The sequence below is a fragment of the Streptomyces aureocirculatus genome (genome assembly GCF_000720475.1).
In the GTDB taxonomy this organism is placed as follows: domain Bacteria; phylum Actinomycetota; class Actinomycetes; order Streptomycetales; family Streptomycetaceae; genus Streptomyces; species Streptomyces aureocirculatus.
In genome coordinates this window covers 13,899-29,116 of the sequence record NZ_JOAP01000026.1, presented here as the reverse complement: position 1 = coordinate 29,116, position 15,218 = coordinate 13,899, and the positions used below count along the sequence as shown (strand labels likewise).

Sequence of the window (15,218 nt, the reverse complement as noted above, 5' to 3'; positions counted from 1 at the left end):
GATCGGCGCGACCGTGCTGAGCTGCCGGGACGCCGACGGTGGGCGAGGTGTTCGGCGGGCGTCGCGGGGTGATGAACTCCTTTTGCGGGGGCTGGTTTCCGGGCCCGCCCCGTCGAATTCGTATACGCAGGAGTCGGCTTACGGCGTAATCCGTCAGGGTGTCGAAAATCTGAGGTGGCGATTCCCTTTCGAGTTCCGGTGACCGGCCGTATGACTGACCGCAACGACTGGCACGCCCTGGAAACCCGACTCCCTGGAGGAAACGTGCGGTTCCCCGTCGACCCCGGCTCCCCGCAGGGGGCAGAGCCCGCGCACGGCGATCGAGCCGATGTGGTGGACCTCGCCCCCGAAGCCCGTCCCCTCCTGGCCGCGCTCGCCGCGTTCTTCCCCGATCTCGGGGGAGCCGTCACCGATGCCGCCGAGGCGCGCCGGGTCCTTGCCGCCGCACCCGCGAGGCCGTTCCCGGCGCCCCGGGTCGGCTCGGCGGCGGACCGGACCGTTCCGGGGCCCGAGGGGGCGCCGGAACTGCCCGTGCGGATCTATCTCCCGGAGGCTTCGGCCGAACCGGAGCCCCGGCCCACCGTCGTCTTCTTCCATGGCGGCGGCTGGACGATCTGCGACCTGGACACCCATGACGCGACCGCGCGGGGGCTGTGCCGCGGGGCGCGGGCCGCCGTCGTCTCCGTCGACTACCGCCTGGCCCCGGAGCACCCCTTCCCCGCGGCCGTCGAAGACGCGTGCGCCGCCGTCGAATGGGCCGCCGCGCACCGCGGTGAGCTGGGCGGCGAGCACGGGCCGCTGGTGGTCGCGGGCGACAGTTCGGGCGGCAACCTCGCGGCCGTGTCCGCCCTGTGGGCGCGCGACCGCGCAGGCCCGGCCATCGCCCTCCAGGTGCTCCTCTACGCCGCGCTCGACGCACGTGAGCGCACCGTCAGGGACGTCGGCGGGGGCGGGCGCGAGGGCGGAGACCGGGCCGTCGAGTCCTCGTTCCTCACCCAGGCCCACTGCCGCTGGTTCCGCGACCAGTACCTGGGCGCCCATCTGCGCGCCGGGGGAGACCCGGAGGACCCGCGCGTCTCGCCGCTCCTCGCGGACCTCGCCGGACTGCCGCCCGCCCATGTCGTCACCGCGGGGCACGACCCGCTGCGCACGGAGGGCAGGGCCTACGCGGTGCGGCTGAAGAACGCCGGAGTCCCCGTGTTGGAGAGCCACTTCCCGGCCATGTTCCATGGGTTCTTCGCCTTCCCCGAGCTCCTCGCGGACGCCCGTACCGCCCAGGAAACAGTGGCGGAAGCGATCGCTGCGACCGTAGGGGAAAGGAAAAACAGCGGCGGGGCAGGGGGTGAGGCAGGATAATTTCCCGGATCCCCTCTTGTGGCCGAGAAGCTCGCACCCATACGGTGTCCATACGCGAGGTTCTCCTGTGGAGGGTGGGTAATGACGGAAATTCTTGTGCAGACGGTGACAGAGGGCGTGGGTGTCCACGCCGACGGACGAGTGGTGGACCACCCGGCCTGGCCGGAACTCAAGAGTGCCGTGGAAGAAATCAGGCCCTGGCAGTCCAAGGACGGGTCGATCGACTTCGAGCGCGAGGGCGCCCCGTCGCGCACCGCGGCCGAGCGCGCGGTCGGCCGTGCCATCTCCGCCGTGGAGCTGCTCGCCCCGCTGCTCCCGCACGACGAGGCGTACCACAAGGCCCTGACGGCCGACCTGCGCCGCTGGGCGGACGAAGGCTTCCAGGTGCCGGACTTCCTTGACTCGCTGCTCGCCTTCCAGCCCGCGGCCCGCCGCGAGGACGGCCTGCAGCACCTCGTGCTCTTCCCGATGTACACGCAGAACGGCAACCCCGACCGCAACTTCGAGGCGGTCGTGCTGCGCATGGTGTGGCCCGAGTGGCTCGCAGAGCTGGAGCGCACGCGCTACGACAACCCGCTGTTCTGCGGCATCACCTTCGAGGACTTCACCGCCGGGTACGACACGAACTCGGCCGTCCTCTTCCCCGAGACGATCGCGGTGCGCGAGGCCCCCGAGCGCTTCACCTGGGGCGGCATCTTCTGCGACCGCGAGGCGGCCCGCTTCCGCCGTGTCACCGAGGCCGCCGTGGACATCCTGGGCATCACGCTGCCCGACGACGTCCGCGCGCTGCTCGACGACCAGGACCGCTGCCAGGAGGCCTTCGTCCTGTGGGACATGGTCCACGACCGCACCCACAGCCACGGCGACCTGCCCTTCGACCCCTTCATGATCAAGCAGCGGCAGCCGTTCTGGATGTACGGCCTCGAAGAGCTGCGCTGTGACCTCACGGCGTTCAAGGAGGCCGTGAAGCTGGAGGCCGACGGTGTGTCCCAAGCCCGCGACGTGCAGTACGCGGTGCTCTTCGACCGGATGTTCCGCTTCCCCGTCACCGGTGAACGCGTACGCAACTACGACGGTCTCGGCGGCCAGTTGCTCTTCGCCTACCTGCACAAGCACGACGTCGTCCGCTGGACCGACAACAAGCTGAAGATCGACTGGGAGCGTGCGCCCCAGGTCACCAACCAGCTCTGCGCCGAGATAGAGAAGCTCTACCGCGACGGCATCGACCGCCCGAAGCTGGTCCACTGGCTCGCCGGGTACGAGCTGGTCTCGACCTACCTCTCCCCGCACCCGGGTTCCCGCTGGGCCAAGGGCCCCGACGCCCTGGACACCTCGCTGCCGCCGAGGAAACTGGTCGACGAGGTGCTTCCTGACGAGTTTCCGCTCAGCATGTTCTATGAGGCGCTCTCCAAGAAGCTGAAGGCCGTGATCGCCTCCACCAAGGGGATCACCGCGGGCTCGGGAGCCGAGAAGGTCGCCGCGTGAGCGGCCGCACCAAGGAGGCGAGGACCATGTCCGCACTCGACGGAGCCGTAGTCGCGGTCGCCGGCGCCGCAGGTCCCGCGGGCCGTGCGACGCTGCTCAGGCTGGCGGAGGCCGGTGCGACCGTCGTGGCGTCCGACGCCGACGCCGCCCGCCTCGCGGAGGCCGTGGACGCCGCCCGGTACGCGCACGGCGGCGCCACCGTCACCGGTGACACCGTCGACCTGCTCGACCTGGACGCGGCCCGCGCCTGGGCCGACCGCACGGAGAAGGAGTTCGGCCGGATCGACGGCCTGGTGCACCTCGTGGGCGGCTGGCGCGGCAGCGCGTCCTTCGCCAAGACCGACCTCGGCGACTGGGACGTCCTGGAAAACCTGCTGATCCGCACCGTCCAGCACACCTCGCTCGCCTTCCAGGACGGCCTCCAGCGCAGCGACCGCGGCCGGTACCTGCTGATCAGCGCCGCGGGCGCGTCGAAGCCGACCGCGGGCAACGCGGCGTACGCGGCGGCCAAGGCGGCAGCGGAGGCCTGGACGCTCGCGCTCGGCGACGCCTTCCGCAAGGCCGGGGGCGAGGAGGGGCCGCGCGCTGCGGCTGCCATCCTGGTGGTGAAGGCGCTGGTGCACGACGCGATGCGGGCGGAGCGGCCGAGCGCGAAGTTCGCGGGCTTCACCGACGTCAAGGAGCTGGCCGAGGCCATCGCCGGAGTCTGGGAGCGGCCCGCCAAGGAAGTGAACGGAAACCGTCTGTGGCTGACCGAGAAGCCGTGAACCCGCCCAAGACCGACGCGCGCAGGCACCACGACCCGCAGACCCGCGGCTTCGCGAGCGACAACTACGCCGGCGCGCACCCGGAGGTCCTCGCCGCGCTCGCCGTCGCCAACGGCGGCCACCAGATCGCCTACGGCGAGGACGACTACACCGCACACCTCCAGCAGGTGATCCGCGGGCACTTCGGCGCGGGCGCGGAGGCCTTCCCGGTCTTCAACGGCACCGGCGCCAACATCGTCGCCCTGCAGTCGGTCACCGACCGCTGGGGCGCGGTGATCTGTGCGGAGAGCGCGCACATCAACGTCGACGAGGGCGGCGCACCCGAGAAGGTCGCGGGCATCAAGCTGCTCACCGTACCGACGCCCGACGGCAAGCTCACCCCCGAGCTGATCGACCGGCAGGCGTTCGGCTGGGAGGACGAGCACCGCGCGATGCCGCAGGTCGTCTCGCTCGCCCAGAACACCGAACTCGGCACGCTCTACACCCCGGACGAGATTCGCGCCATCGTCGAGCACGCCCACGGCCTCGGCATGCTGGTGCACCTCGACGGCGCGCGGATAGCCAACGCCGCCGCGTCCCTGGACGTTCCCATGCGGACGTTCACGAACGCGGTCGGCGTCGACATCCTCTCGCTCGGCGGGACGAAGAACGGCGCGCTGTTCGGCGAGGCCGTGATCGTCCTGAACCACGACGCGGTGCGCCACATGAAGCACCTGCGCAAGCTGTCCATGCAGCTCGCCTCCAAGATGCGCTTCGTCTCCGTGCAGTTCGAGGCGCTGCTCGCCAAGGACCTGTGGCTGCGCAACGCCCGGCACGCCAACGAGATGGCCCAGCGCCTCGCCGAGGGCGTGCGCGCGGTGCACGGCGTGGAGATCCTCTACCCGGTTCAGGCCAACGCCGTCTTCGCACGCCTGCCGCACGACGTCAGCGAGCGGCTGCAGAAGCGCTTCCGGTTCTACTTCTGGGACGAGGCGGCCGGGGACGTCCGCTGGATGTGCTCGTTCGACACCACCGAGGACGACGTGGACGCCTTCGTGGTGGCGCTGAAGGAAGAGATGGCGCGCTAGCCGCGCCGCCCGAACCGTCCGCGCCGCCCCACCGTCCGCACCGCGGTATCCGGCATGCTGCATGAGTATGCGGCCGATCGAAAAGTCATTGACTGGCGATCGGCCGCATTCCTATGCTCGCCGTCCATGGAGCTGATCCAGAACACCCCGGACCTCTCGGCGTATCTCGCCACGGACGACGTCATCGACCACACACATCCCCTGGTACGGGACACGGCGGCCCAACTGGCCGCGGACTCCGCCGACACATACGTATACGCCCGTGCCGCCTTCGAGTTCGTGCGCGACACCATCCCGCACTCCGCGGACGCCGGTGACATGCGGGTCACCTGGCGCGCCTCCGATGTCCTCGCGCAGCGCACCGGCATCTGTCACGCCAAGGCGCACGCGCTCGCCGCGCTGCTTCGCGCCGAGGGCATCCCCACGGCGCTGTGCTATCAGCGCCTGACGCACGACGACGGCAGCGGCTTCGTCCTGCACGGCCTGGTCGCCGTGCGTCTCGACGGCGCCTGGCACCGGCAGGACTGCCGCGGCAACAGGGCGGGTGTGGACGCGCGGTTCTCCCTGGCCGGTGAGCGGCTCGCGTTCCCCGTGGACACCGCGGCCGGAGAGGCCGACCACGCGACGCTGTTCGCCGCACCGCACCCCGCGGTCCTCGACGCGCTCATGCGCGCCCCGGACCGGTCGTACCTGTGGAAGACACTGCCCGAGGACCTGCCCACGTCCGTATAGTTCAGTGAAGTGCACTGACTAGTCCTCTATACTGCACTTCCGTCGAATTCCGCGAACCAAGGCAGGCCATGACGCTCACCCTCACCGTGTCCGACGAGGTGCGTACGCTCGCGCCCGGCTTCTCCCATGTCGCGATCGAGGCGTACGACCTCGTCAACGGCCCCAGCACGGACGGCACCTCGGCGCTGCTCGACGACGCAGCCCGCCGCCTCGCCGCCCGCCTCGACGGGCGCGCCCCGCACGAGGACCCGCACATGGTCGCCTGGCGCGCCGCGTACACGGCCTTCGGCGCCAAGCCCTCGCGCACGCGCAACTCCGCGGAGGCGCTGGCCAGGCGGGCGCTCACGGACGGGGGCCTGCCGCGGATCAACGCGCTCGTCGATGTCTACAACGCGATCAGCGTGGCCCGCCTCGTACCCGTCGGCGGCGAGGACCTGGACCTCGTCGAGGGCGGCATGCGGCTCGTGCGCGCGAGCGGCGACGAGGACTTCGTGACCGCCGCGGCCGGGGAGCGGACCGTCGAGCACCCCGAGCCCGGTGAGGTCGTCTGGTGCGACGAGCAGGGCGTGACGTGCCGCCGCTGGAACTGGCGGCAGGGGCCCCGCACCCGGCTCACCGAGGAGAGCGTGAACGCGATCTTCCTCCTGGAGGGCATGGGCCCGGAGGCGGGCCTGGAAGCGGCGGGCGCCGAACTCGCCGAACTGCTCGCGAAGGTCAGCCCCGGGGCGCGGATCACCGTGCACCCGCCCGTCGGGTGAGCCGGTCCGAGCCGCGGGTGGTCGAGCGGGGGCCGAGCCGCGGATGGTCGAGCGCGGCCCGGGCCCCGGGCGGGCCGAACCTGGCCCGGACCCGAGCCCCGGCCCGCCGAGCCGGTCAGGGCCGGGCGGCTCAGCCCGCCTCGATCGCGCGGACCTCGGCCGGAGTCGGTGCCGTGCCGCCGAGGTGCGCGGGCATCCACCAGGTGTCCTCCGTGCCCTTGGGGCGTACGGGGTAGGCGCGCTGGGCGGCCTCCAGGAGCTCCTGGCAGCGCTCGCGCAGCCGGCGGGTGATCGCGCCCGCGTACTGGTCCTTCGGCGCCTCGATGCCCTCGCCGACGCGGATCGTGACCGGGATGTGCTGCCGCCTGAAGTTGCGCGGGTGTCCCTTGGTCCACAGCCGCTGGGTGCCCCACAGCGCCATCGGGATCAGCGGGACACCGGCTTCCTGGGCGAGGCGCGCGGCGCCCGACTTGAAGGACTTCAGCGTGAACGACTGCGAGATCGTCGCTTCGGGGAAGACGCCGATGATCTCGCCGGAGCGCAGCGACTCAAGGGCGTGGGCGTAGGCCTTCTCGCCCTGCTCGCGGTCCACCGGGATGTGCTTCATGCCCCGCATCAGGGGGCCCGAGATCTTGTGGCGGAACACCGACTCCTTGGCCATGAAACGCACCAGGCGCTTCTGGGGCAGTGCCGCGAGGCCGTCGAAGACGAAGTCCAGGTAGCTGATGTGATTACTGACCAGGACTGCCCCGCCCGAACGCGGAATGTTCTCGGAACCCTTGCAGTCGATCTTCAGGTCCAGAGCCTTGAAGAGGGTCTTGGCGGCGCCGATGACCGGACGGTAGACGAGTTCTGCCATGGGTGGGGAGGGCCCTTCGTCTCTGCCAGAGGAGCGGCCTGGCACAAAGCTAAGTTACGGAGCCGTAAGGTCTACGGCTTCGCCAGATCGTGCCCCAAGAACGAGCGGCGAACCAGCGGTGGTGCCCGTATCTCAGGAGATTCTCGTCACGTCGGAATCTTTCCGCCGGTGCGGGTGCTCCAAGTAAAGACGTATGCGGTGCCCCGGGGCCAGGGGCGGCTCGACGCTCCCGCGGGGAGCGGTGAAAGGTGGGAGGGGCGTGTCAGGAGTGAGCGGGGAACGGCTCGGAGCGAGTGAACTCGGGGCGGAGCTTGGCGCGAAGGCCACCCTCGTGCAGTTCTCCAGCGCGTTCTGTCAGCCCTGCCGGGCCACGCGGCGGGTCCTCGCGGACGTCGCCGCCATGGTCCCCGGCGTAGCGCACGTGGAGATCGACGCGGAGGGCGCCCTCGACCTCGTCCGCGCGCTGCGCGTCGACAGCACGCCGACGGTCCTCGTGCTCGACGCCGCCGGGCGTGTCGTGCGGCGCGCGGCGGGACAGCCCCGCAAGGCCGATGTGATCGCGGCACTGGGGGCGGCGGTTTGAACCGCGTACCGGCGGTGACACGTGCCCGTGTGCTCACTTTCGCCTCCGCGGCGCCCCGCGCCCCGGTGCCGAACCGCGCCTCGATGCCGTACGGCGCAGCGATGCCGCACGGCGCCCCCGCGTGCGTGATGGATCTTTCACATCCCGGTACGCACTTGACTGCACATGGCACCTGTCGTCAGCCTGCTGACATGCCCCCGGAGCTCCTTCTCCACGAGCGTGTCCACGTGGACCTCGCGCGCCATGCCAGCGCGCGCTGTTGTCGGCGCTGAGCAGCCACGTACCCGCTCGTACCTCCCGCAGAAGGACACAACTCCATGACGGCCACGCCCGATCTCTCCACCCCTCAGCTCGCAGGACCGGACCTGCTGCGCTCCGTCTTCCGGCAGCACGCGGCCGGAGTCGCCGTGATCACCGCCCGGGGCCAGGACCCCGTCGGCTTCACCGCCACCTCGCTCGCGTCGGTCTCCGCGGAGCCGCCGATGATCTCGTTCGGCATCGGCACCGGCGCCTCGAGCTGGCCCGTGGTCTCCCGCGCGGAACACGTCGGCGTGCACATCCTCGGCGAACACCAGGAGGGCCTCGCCGCCACCTTCGCGCGCAGCGGCGCCGACCGCTTCGGCGCCCCCACGCGCTGGTTCGAAGGACCGCACGGAGTGCCCGTGCTGCACGGTGTGCTCGCGTGGCTGGTGTGCCGGACCGTGGCGCGGGTGCCCGCCGGTGACCACCGGGTGGTGCTCGCCGAGGCCGTCGTCGGTGACCCCGCGGGGGCGGGCCGCCCGCTCCTCTACCACCAGGGGCGTTTCAACGCGCTGCGCGACTGAACCACGTCGGTGACGGCGGGTGCGCACGGTTACGGAGCGTTGCGAAGGTCACAGTTCAAAGCGCTTGCTCAGCGGGAAAGTACTGGGTGTACTCATGAGTAATATTCCGGTGGGAGCGGCGGTCGCCCCGACCGGGATCCGCCGCTTGAGGCGCATATGCTGCCTGCAGGAAGGCAGTAGCCGTTGCCAAGGCAGCAGCCCAGTAATGACGATGCAGTAGGAGAGCCGGCGTGAGCTTGAGGATCGTTGTCTGTGTGAAGTACGTGCCCGACGCCACCGGCGACCGGCACTTCGCCGAGGACCTGACCGTCGACCGCGACGACGTGGACGGTCTGCTCTCGGAGCTCGACGAGTACGCGGTCGAGCAGGCCCTGCAGATCAAGGAAGCGGCGGACGACGACGCCGAGATCACGGTCCTCACCGTCGGCCCCGAGGACGCCAAGGACGCGCTGCGCAAGGCCCTTTCGATGGGCGCCGACAAGGCCGTCCACGTCGAGGACGACGACCTGCACGGCACGGACGTCATGGGCACCTCGCTGGTTCTCGCCAAGGCCGTCGAGGAGACCGGGTACGACCTGGTCATCGCCGGTATGGCCTCGACGGACGGCGTCATGGGCGTGCTGCCCGCGATCCTCGCCGAGCGCCTGGGCGTTCCGCAGGTCACGCTGCTCTCCGAGGTCTCCGTGGCCGGCGGTGTCGTCAAGGGCCGCCGCGACGGCGACAGCGCGTCGGAGCAGTTGGAGGCGTCCCTGCCCGCCGTCGTGTCCGTGACGGACCAGTCGGGCGAGGCCCGTTACCCGTCCTTCAAGGGCATCATGGCCGCCAAGAAGAAGCCGGTGAAGTCGCTCGACCTGGACGACCTGGACATCGACGCAGAGACCGTCGGCCTCGAAGGCGCCTGGACCAAGGTCGAGTCCGCATCCGAGCGTCCCGCGCGCACCGCGGGCACGATCGTCAAGGACGAGGGCGAGGGCGGCAAGCAGCTCGCGGCCTACCTCGCGGAGCAGAAGTTCATCTAGCCGCTGCCGCGCGGGCCAGAAGCCCTTCCGGGCTTCGAGCACCCCGCCCACCGCACGTCCTTCATTGGCGATCTTTCGTACCCGCAGGAGATTGAAGTCCCATGGCTGAAGTTCTCGTCTACGTCGACCACGTCGACGGCGCCGTCCGCAAGCCCACCCTGGAGCTGCTCACGCTGGCCCGCCGTATCGGCGAGCCCGTAGCCGTCGCCCTCGGCGCCGGTGCCGAGGCCACCGCCGCCACGCTCGCCGAGCACGGCGCGGTCAAGGTCCTCACCGCCGACGCCCCCGAGTTCGCCGACTACCTGGTCGTACCGAAGGTGGACGCGCTGCAGGCCGCGCACGCCGCCGTGTCCCCGGCCGCGGTGCTCGTGCCGTCGTCCGCCGAGGGCAAGGAGATCGCGGCGCGCCTCGCGGTCCGCATCGAGTCCGGCATCATCACCGACGCCATCGACCTGGAGGCCGGTGCCGAGGGCCCGGTGGCGACGCAGTCCGTGTTCGCGGCCGCGTTCACCACCAAGTCCCGGATCAGCAAGGGCACCCCGGTCATCACCGTGAAGCCCAACTCGGCCCCGGTCGAGGCCGCCCCGGCCGCGGGTGCGGTCGAGGCCCTGTCCGTGTCCTTCTCGGCGCAGGCCACCGGCACCAAGGTCACCTCGCGCACCCCGCGCGAGTCGACCGGGCGCCCCGAGCTGACCGAGGCCGCGATCGTGGTCTCCGGCGGCCGCGGTGTCAACGGCGCCGAGAACTTCGCGATCATCGAGGCCCTCGCCGACTCGCTCGGTGCCGCCGTCGGCGCCTCCCGCGCCGCCGTCGACGCGGGCTGGTACCCGCACTCCAACCAGGTCGGCCAGACCGGTAAGTCCGTGTCGCCGCAGCTCTACATCGCCTCCGGCATCTCCGGCGCGATCCAGCACCGCGCCGGCATGCAGACCTCGAAGACCATCGTGGCCGTCAACAAGGACGCCGAGGCCCCGATCTTCGACCTGGTCGACTACGGCGTGGTCGGCGACCTCTTCGAGGTCGTCCCGCAGCTCACCGAAGAGGTCAAGACCCGTAAGGGCTGAGCCCGTCGGGCTGCGGCAGTGCCGGTTCTCCGGCTCTCCCGGCGCCCGCGGCCCCGGCCGGTCAAGGCCCCCGTTCCCGCCGTGTGCGGAGGCGGGGGCCCGGTGCGTTCACAGCGTGCGGCTGTACGTTCACAGCGTGAGGCTGGCCTGCACCGGCAGATGGTCGCTCGGGAACTGGCCGCCGAGCGAGAACGTGTTGATCGCCGCGGCGTGCACCCGTGCCTCGGGGGTCACGAGGATCCAGTCGATGCGGTCGCCGTCGGGCACCAGCGGTTTGTAGCCGTGGAACGTCGCGTACTGCTTGCTGCGCTCGTCCGCGGCGTCCCAGGTGTCGACGAGGCCGGCGCCCAGCATCGTGTCGTACACCGGATTCCGGTGGGCCGCGACGTTGAAGTCCCCCGTGACGATCAGCGGAAGGGACCGGTCGAGGACCGTGACGCGGTCGGCGATCAGATGCGCGGCACGCGTGCGTGCGTACTGGCTGTGGTTGTCCAGATGGGTGTTGAGGAAGTAGAACTCGTCGTCCGTGCGCCGGTCGAGGAAGCGGACCCAGGTCACCATGCGGATCGAGCCGCCGCCCCAGGTGTTGGAGCCGATCACGTCCGGCGTGTCCGAGAGCCAGAAGTGGTCGTAGGCGACGGGCGTCAGCCTGCGCCGGTCGTAGAACACCGTCATGAACTCGTCGCGGCTGCCGCCCGCGCGGCCCGTGCCGACCCAGTCGTAGTCCTTGCCCAGGTCCTCGGCGATGTCGAGGACCTGCCCGTACAGGCCCTCCTGGGAGCCCACCACGTGCGGCCGTGCCCGCCGAAGGAGTTCCCGCGTCACGGGCCTGCGGTCGGCCCAGGTGTTGGGCGGCGTCGCGCCGGCGTAGCGGAGGTTGAAGGACATCACCTCGAGGCGACGGCCAGGACGCTGGGACGCGTGGGCGGGCGTGGCCGCGAGGGCGGTGGCGAGCAGCGGGACCGTGACGGCGGCCGCCGCGGCCGCCGCGGTCTGCAGGCCGGAGCGGCGGGTCACTCGGGTGTCGGTCGGCACGCGGTCTCCTTCGGTCGGTCGCGGTGTGGCCAGGATCGCGGTGTGGCCAGGATCGTCTCTCGGGCGGAGCCGGGCGGGGTCCGTGCGGGATCCGGTCCGTGGCCCGGTGGGACCCCGCTCGCTGTGGAGTGTGCCCACCGGAGTGTGGAGGCGGTAGCTGAGACACGCGTGAACACGCGGGGTCCGGCACGCGAGAAGGTGTTGACCAGTGGGAAGGCGCACGGATAACTTCACCATACGGATTCATGATTCCGGAAAGCGGAAACGACGGTGGAGGGTGCACGGATGGGTCAGCAGGAGAAGGTGTCCACGAGCCTCGTGGGTGCGGTCAGCGAAGGCATCAGCGCCTCGCTCGCACCGGTCGACGCGCAGCTCGAACGCCGCTACCCCGGAGACCCCGGCACCCGCCAGCCCGTGCACACCGTGTACGTGCCCGGCGAGCAGTTCGCCGCCGACACCCTCCGCGACTGGGGCGACCAGGCGCTCGCCGCGCTCGACGAGCACGCCCCGGACGCCGCGTCCTTCGCCGCCGTGCTCGGCCTCGCCGACGAACTCGCCGAGCCCGTGTACGCGCGCGTGCGCGCCAAGCTGGAGCGCGAGCCCGTGGAGGACCTGCGCGTCGACTTCGAGGACGGCTACGGCGGGCGCACCGACGCCGACGAGGACGCCCACGCCGCCCGCGCGGCGCGCCTGATCTCCGCGGCGTACGCGAACGGCACGGCCGCCCCGTACATGGGCATCCGCATGAAGTGCATGGAGGCGGCGGTACGCGACCGAGGCATCCGCACCCTCGACGTCTTCCTGTCCGGCCTGATGGACGCGGGCGGCCTGCCCGACGGGCTCGTCCTCACGCTCCCCAAGGTGACGTACGCCGAGCAGGTCACCGCCATGGCCCGGCTCCTGGAGGAGTTCGAGAAGGCGCGCGGGCTCACCGCGGGGCGGATCGGCTTCGAGATCCAGATCGAGACCAGTCAGGCCATCCTCGCCGCCGACGGCACCGCGGCCGTGGCCCGCATGATCGACGCCGCCGAGGGCCGCGCGACCGGCCTGCACTACGGCACCTTCGACTACAGCGCCTGCCTCGGCGTCTCCGCCGCGTACCAGGCCAGCGACCACCCCGCCGCCGACCACGCCAAGGCGGTCATGCAGGTCGCCGCCGCGGGCACCGGCGTGCGCGTGTCCGACGGCTCCACGAACGTGCTGCCCGTCGGGCCCACCGCGAAGGTCCACGACGCCTGGCGGCTGCACTACGGCCTGACCCGACGCGCCCTCGCCCGCGCCTACTACCAGGGCTGGGACATGCACCCCGGGCACATCCCGACCCGCTACGCCGCCGTCTTCGCCTTCTACCGCGAGGGCTTCGCCCAGGCCGCGGCCCGTCTCGCCGCCTACGCCAACCGGACCGGCGGCGACATCGCGGACGAGCCCGCCACCGCTAAGGCCCTCGCCGGGTATCTGCTGCGCGGCCTGGACTGCGGCGCCCTCGACACCGCCGAGGTCACCCGCCTGACCGGTCTCACCCTCGCCGGTCTCCAGGTGTACGCGGGCCCGCGCCGGGGCGACCTGACCCCCGGCGGGAAGTGACCCGGCCGTAACCAGGGCGCCCGCACCTCGGGCTTCCGCTGTCACGGCTGCCCCGTACCCTGTACGCCACAACACGAGAGTGACGGCATCACAGGGACGGGGCAGCGGTGTCTTCGGGGGAACAGGAACACAGGGACGGGGTCGGCCGGCTCCTCGCCGGGCGCTATCGCGTCGTCGCGCAACTAGGGCGCGGCGGCATGGGCGTGGTGTGGCGCGCCGTCGACGAGGTGCTGCACCGTGAGGTCGCGGTCAAGGAACTGCGCACCTACACGGACGCCGAAGGTCCCGAGCTGGCCGATCTGCGCCTGCGGATGCGGCGCGAGGCCCGTGCGGCGGCCCGCGTGCGCCACCCCGGAGTCGTCGCCGTGCACGACGTGGCGGAGGTCGAAGGACGGCCGCTGATCGTGATGGAGCTGGTCGAAGGGCCGTCCCTGGACGACGTGCTGCGCGAACGCGGCACACTGGACCCGTGCGCGGCCGCGGCCGTCGGCGCCCAGGTCATGGAGGCCCTTGCCGCAGCCCACCGCGTCGGTGTCCTGCACCGTGACGTGAAGCCCGGCAACATCCTCCTGGAGACCGGTGGCCGAGTCGTCCTCACCGACTTCGGCATCGCCACCATGGAGGACCCCGGCGACGGCTCGGCCACGCACCTCACGCGCAGCGGTGAACTCGTCGGCTCCCTGGACTACCTGGCGCCCGAGCGCGCCCAGGGCCAGGAGCCCGGGCCCGCCTCGGACGTCTGGGCGCTCGGCGCGACGCTGTACGCGGCCGTGGAGGGCGCCTCGCCGTTCCGCCGCACGTCGACGTGGTCCACGCTCACCGCGATCGTGGTCGAGCCGCTGCCCGTACCGCTCCGCGCGGGGCCGCTCATGCCCGTCCTTCGCATGCTCATGGACAAGGACCCGCTGTCCCGGCCGGACGCGGCGGGGGCGCGGCGGCTCCTTGAGCAGGTGGCTTCGGGGGTGGGGGGTTCCGCGGAGGCGGTGGTTTCCGCGGTGGGGGCGGTTTCGGCGGTGCCGCCGGATTCTGTCCTGGCACCGGATTTTGCGGTGGTGCCGGTTTCTGCGGTGGCAGCGGCGGCGGTGGATGCCGGAGCGGACGGGACTGACGGGACTGACGGGACTGACGGGGCTGACGGGGCTGACGGGGCTGACGGGGCTGACGGGGTCCGGGCCGGGGAGCGCGAGCCCACGGTGCGGCATGTGCCGTCCGCGCCGCCGCCCGGGTTCGGGCCGCCGCCCGGCGGGGCCATACCGGTGCCCGCTCCGGAACCCTCGGGGCGGCGTGCCGCGCGTACGGCCCGGCCGCGCAGGGGCAAGGCGCTGCTCGCCGCGGCGGCCGTGGCCGTGGTCCTGGCCGCGACGGGCGTGACGGTGGCGGCACTGTCCGGTGGGGACGACAAGAAGGACCGGGCGCAGGACGCACAGGAGGCCGGGAGCCCGGCCGAGCCCGGCTCCGACGCGAGCCGGGGTGCGATGGGCCCGGCGGACGACTCCAAGCCCTCCGGCCTGGGTGACAAGAAGCCGAAGCCAGGCAAGGACGCCAAGGACTCCGCGCGTCCGGACAAGGGCGGCGAGGGCGGCAAGGACGACGAGCGGGGCAAGGGCGGGAAGGACGGCGGCGACGGATCGACGGACGGCCGCGACGGGTCCGGCAAGGACTCCTCCGACAAGCCCGCCACCCGCCCCAAGGACCGGGACCCCGCCAAGGGCGGTTCCGGGGGCGACAGCCAGGAGCCCGTCTGCCATCCGGCGGGCGGCGGCAAGTACAACTGCTCGGTGTGGCAGACCGCGAAGTCGTACACGGCATCGGGCACGGAGGCGGGCACCCTCCAGGCGGGCACCAACTACTTCTACTGCCAACAGAATCTCGGCCGCCGCGAGACCCACGGCCAGTGGACGAACGTCTGGTGGGCCAAGACGGACGACGACAGCGGCAACACGAACGTGTTCGTGAGCGACGTCTACATCCAGGGCGGCGACAACGACAAACCGCTACCGGGCCTGCCGGTCTGCTGAGAACCACCGTCTCCACGCACGCGGCGCCCCAACGCCACGGCACGCCGCGCCCCCCCCCGCACCGCCG

General features: G+C 71.7%; 14 protein-coding genes. 12 read left to right on the top strand and 2 right to left on the bottom strand.

All coding sequences use genetic code 11. From position 1 onward, the window contains the following. Positions 1-210: 210 nt before the first annotated feature. From IG78_RS0123910 to IG78_RS0123885, 6 genes are all read left to right on the top strand, one after another. Positions 211-1,356: an alpha/beta hydrolase gene (locus IG78_RS0123910; protein WP_078965470.1), complete on the top strand. Its 1,146-nt coding sequence runs from the start codon at positions 211-213 to the stop codon at positions 1,354-1,356. Between the two features lie 81 nt (positions 1,357-1,437). Next, the gene (locus tag IG78_RS0123905; protein ID WP_030566544.1) at positions 1,438-2,841 is read left to right on the top strand and encodes a DUF6421 family protein; all 1,404 of its coding nucleotides are present in this window, start codon (positions 1,438-1,440) and stop codon (positions 2,839-2,841) included. A 26-nt stretch (positions 2,842-2,867) separates the two neighbouring features. After that, the gene (locus IG78_RS0123900) at positions 2,868-3,608 is read left to right on the top strand and encodes an SDR family NAD(P)-dependent oxidoreductase (protein ID WP_030566542.1); all 741 of its coding nucleotides are present in this window, start codon (positions 2,868-2,870) and stop codon (positions 3,606-3,608) included. Further along, a complete protein-coding gene (locus IG78_RS0123895; RefSeq protein WP_030566540.1) occupies positions 3,605-4,675 on the top strand; it encodes a threonine aldolase family protein in 1,071 nt (356 codons plus the stop codon). The genes IG78_RS0123900 and IG78_RS0123895 overlap by 4 nt, the downstream gene beginning before the upstream one ends. A gap of 126 nt (positions 4,676-4,801) precedes the next feature. Further along, positions 4,802-5,407, top strand: coding sequence for a transglutaminase domain-containing protein (locus tag IG78_RS0123890; protein ID WP_030566538.1), 606 nt, complete (start codon positions 4,802-4,804; stop codon positions 5,405-5,407). Between the two features lie 68 nt (positions 5,408-5,475). Next, positions 5,476-6,165, top strand: coding sequence for a B3/B4 domain-containing protein (locus tag IG78_RS0123885; RefSeq protein ID WP_030566537.1), 690 nt, complete (start codon positions 5,476-5,478; stop codon positions 6,163-6,165). Positions 6,166-6,295: 130 nt separating this feature from the next. Here the strand turns inward: IG78_RS0123885 and IG78_RS0123880 are convergent, their stop codons facing one another. After that, the gene (locus IG78_RS0123880) at positions 6,296-7,024 is read right to left on the bottom strand and encodes a lysophospholipid acyltransferase family protein (protein WP_030566535.1); all 729 of its coding nucleotides are present in this window, start codon (positions 7,022-7,024) and stop codon (positions 6,296-6,298) included. A gap of 193 nt (positions 7,025-7,217) precedes the next feature. Here IG78_RS0123880 and IG78_RS0123875 point away from each other — a divergent pair, with 193 nt between their 5' ends. The 4 genes from IG78_RS0123875 (at position 7,218) to IG78_RS0123860 (ending at position 10,514) form a co-directional block, all read left to right on the top strand. Next, positions 7,218-7,607 (top strand): TlpA family protein disulfide reductase, encoded by a 390-nt coding sequence (locus IG78_RS0123875; RefSeq protein WP_078965468.1) that lies wholly within the window; start codon positions 7,218-7,220, stop codon positions 7,605-7,607. Between the two features lie 317 nt (positions 7,608-7,924). Continuing rightward, the gene (locus IG78_RS0123870; protein WP_030566531.1) at positions 7,925-8,431 is read left to right on the top strand and encodes a flavin reductase family protein; all 507 of its coding nucleotides are present in this window, start codon (positions 7,925-7,927) and stop codon (positions 8,429-8,431) included. Between the two features lie 230 nt (positions 8,432-8,661). Next, complete coding sequence (locus tag IG78_RS0123865; RefSeq protein WP_078965466.1) at positions 8,662-9,450, top strand: electron transfer flavoprotein subunit beta/FixA family protein; 789 nt, start codon at positions 8,662-8,664, stop codon at positions 9,448-9,450. Between the two features lie 101 nt (positions 9,451-9,551). Further along, entirely contained in the window at positions 9,552-10,514 is a 963-nt protein-coding gene (locus tag IG78_RS0123860; protein WP_030566527.1) for an electron transfer flavoprotein subunit alpha/FixB family protein, read from the top strand. Positions 10,515-10,643: 129 nt separating this feature from the next. On the opposite strand, the gene IG78_RS0123855 is transcribed toward IG78_RS0123860, so the two are convergent. After that, complete coding sequence (locus tag IG78_RS0123855; protein WP_030566525.1) at positions 10,644-11,549, bottom strand: endonuclease/exonuclease/phosphatase family protein; 906 nt, start codon at positions 11,547-11,549, stop codon at positions 10,644-10,646. Positions 11,550-11,834: 285 nt separating this feature from the next. Here IG78_RS0123855 and IG78_RS0123850 point away from each other — a divergent pair, with 285 nt between their 5' ends. Both IG78_RS0123850 and IG78_RS0123845 read left to right on the top strand, forming a co-directional pair. Further along, positions 11,835-13,133 (top strand): DUF6986 family protein, encoded by a 1,299-nt coding sequence (locus tag IG78_RS0123850; RefSeq protein WP_030566524.1) that lies wholly within the window; start codon positions 11,835-11,837, stop codon positions 13,131-13,133. 107 nt (positions 13,134-13,240) lie between these two features. After that, entirely contained in the window at positions 13,241-15,151 is a 1,911-nt protein-coding gene (locus IG78_RS0123845) for a serine/threonine-protein kinase (RefSeq protein WP_030566522.1), read from the top strand. Positions 15,152-15,218: the final 67 nt, after the last annotated feature.

Coding starts and splice junctions, on each gene's coding strand:
- IG78_RS0123910 (WP_078965470.1), top strand. CDS start 211: ATGACTGACCGCAACGACTGGCACGCCCTGGAAACCCGACTCCCTGGA.
- IG78_RS0123905 (WP_030566544.1), top strand. CDS start 1,438: ATGACGGAAATTCTTGTGCAGACGGTGACAGAGGGCGTGGGTGTCCAC.
- IG78_RS0123900 (WP_030566542.1), top strand. CDS start 2,868: ATGTCCGCACTCGACGGAGCCGTAGTCGCGGTCGCCGGCGCCGCAGGT.
- IG78_RS0123890 (WP_030566538.1), top strand. CDS start 4,802: ATGGAGCTGATCCAGAACACCCCGGACCTCTCGGCGTATCTCGCCACG.
- IG78_RS0123885 (WP_030566537.1), top strand. CDS start 5,476: ATGACGCTCACCCTCACCGTGTCCGACGAGGTGCGTACGCTCGCGCCC.
- IG78_RS0123880 (WP_030566535.1), bottom strand. CDS start 7,024: ATGGCAGAACTCGTCTACCGTCCGGTCATCGGCGCCGCCAAGACCCTC.
- IG78_RS0123875 (WP_078965468.1), top strand. CDS start 7,218: ATGCGGTGCCCCGGGGCCAGGGGCGGCTCGACGCTCCCGCGGGGAGCG.
- IG78_RS0123870 (WP_030566531.1), top strand. CDS start 7,925: ATGACGGCCACGCCCGATCTCTCCACCCCTCAGCTCGCAGGACCGGAC.
- IG78_RS0123860 (WP_030566527.1), top strand. CDS start 9,552: ATGGCTGAAGTTCTCGTCTACGTCGACCACGTCGACGGCGCCGTCCGC.
- IG78_RS0123850 (WP_030566524.1), top strand. CDS start 11,835: ATGGGTCAGCAGGAGAAGGTGTCCACGAGCCTCGTGGGTGCGGTCAGC.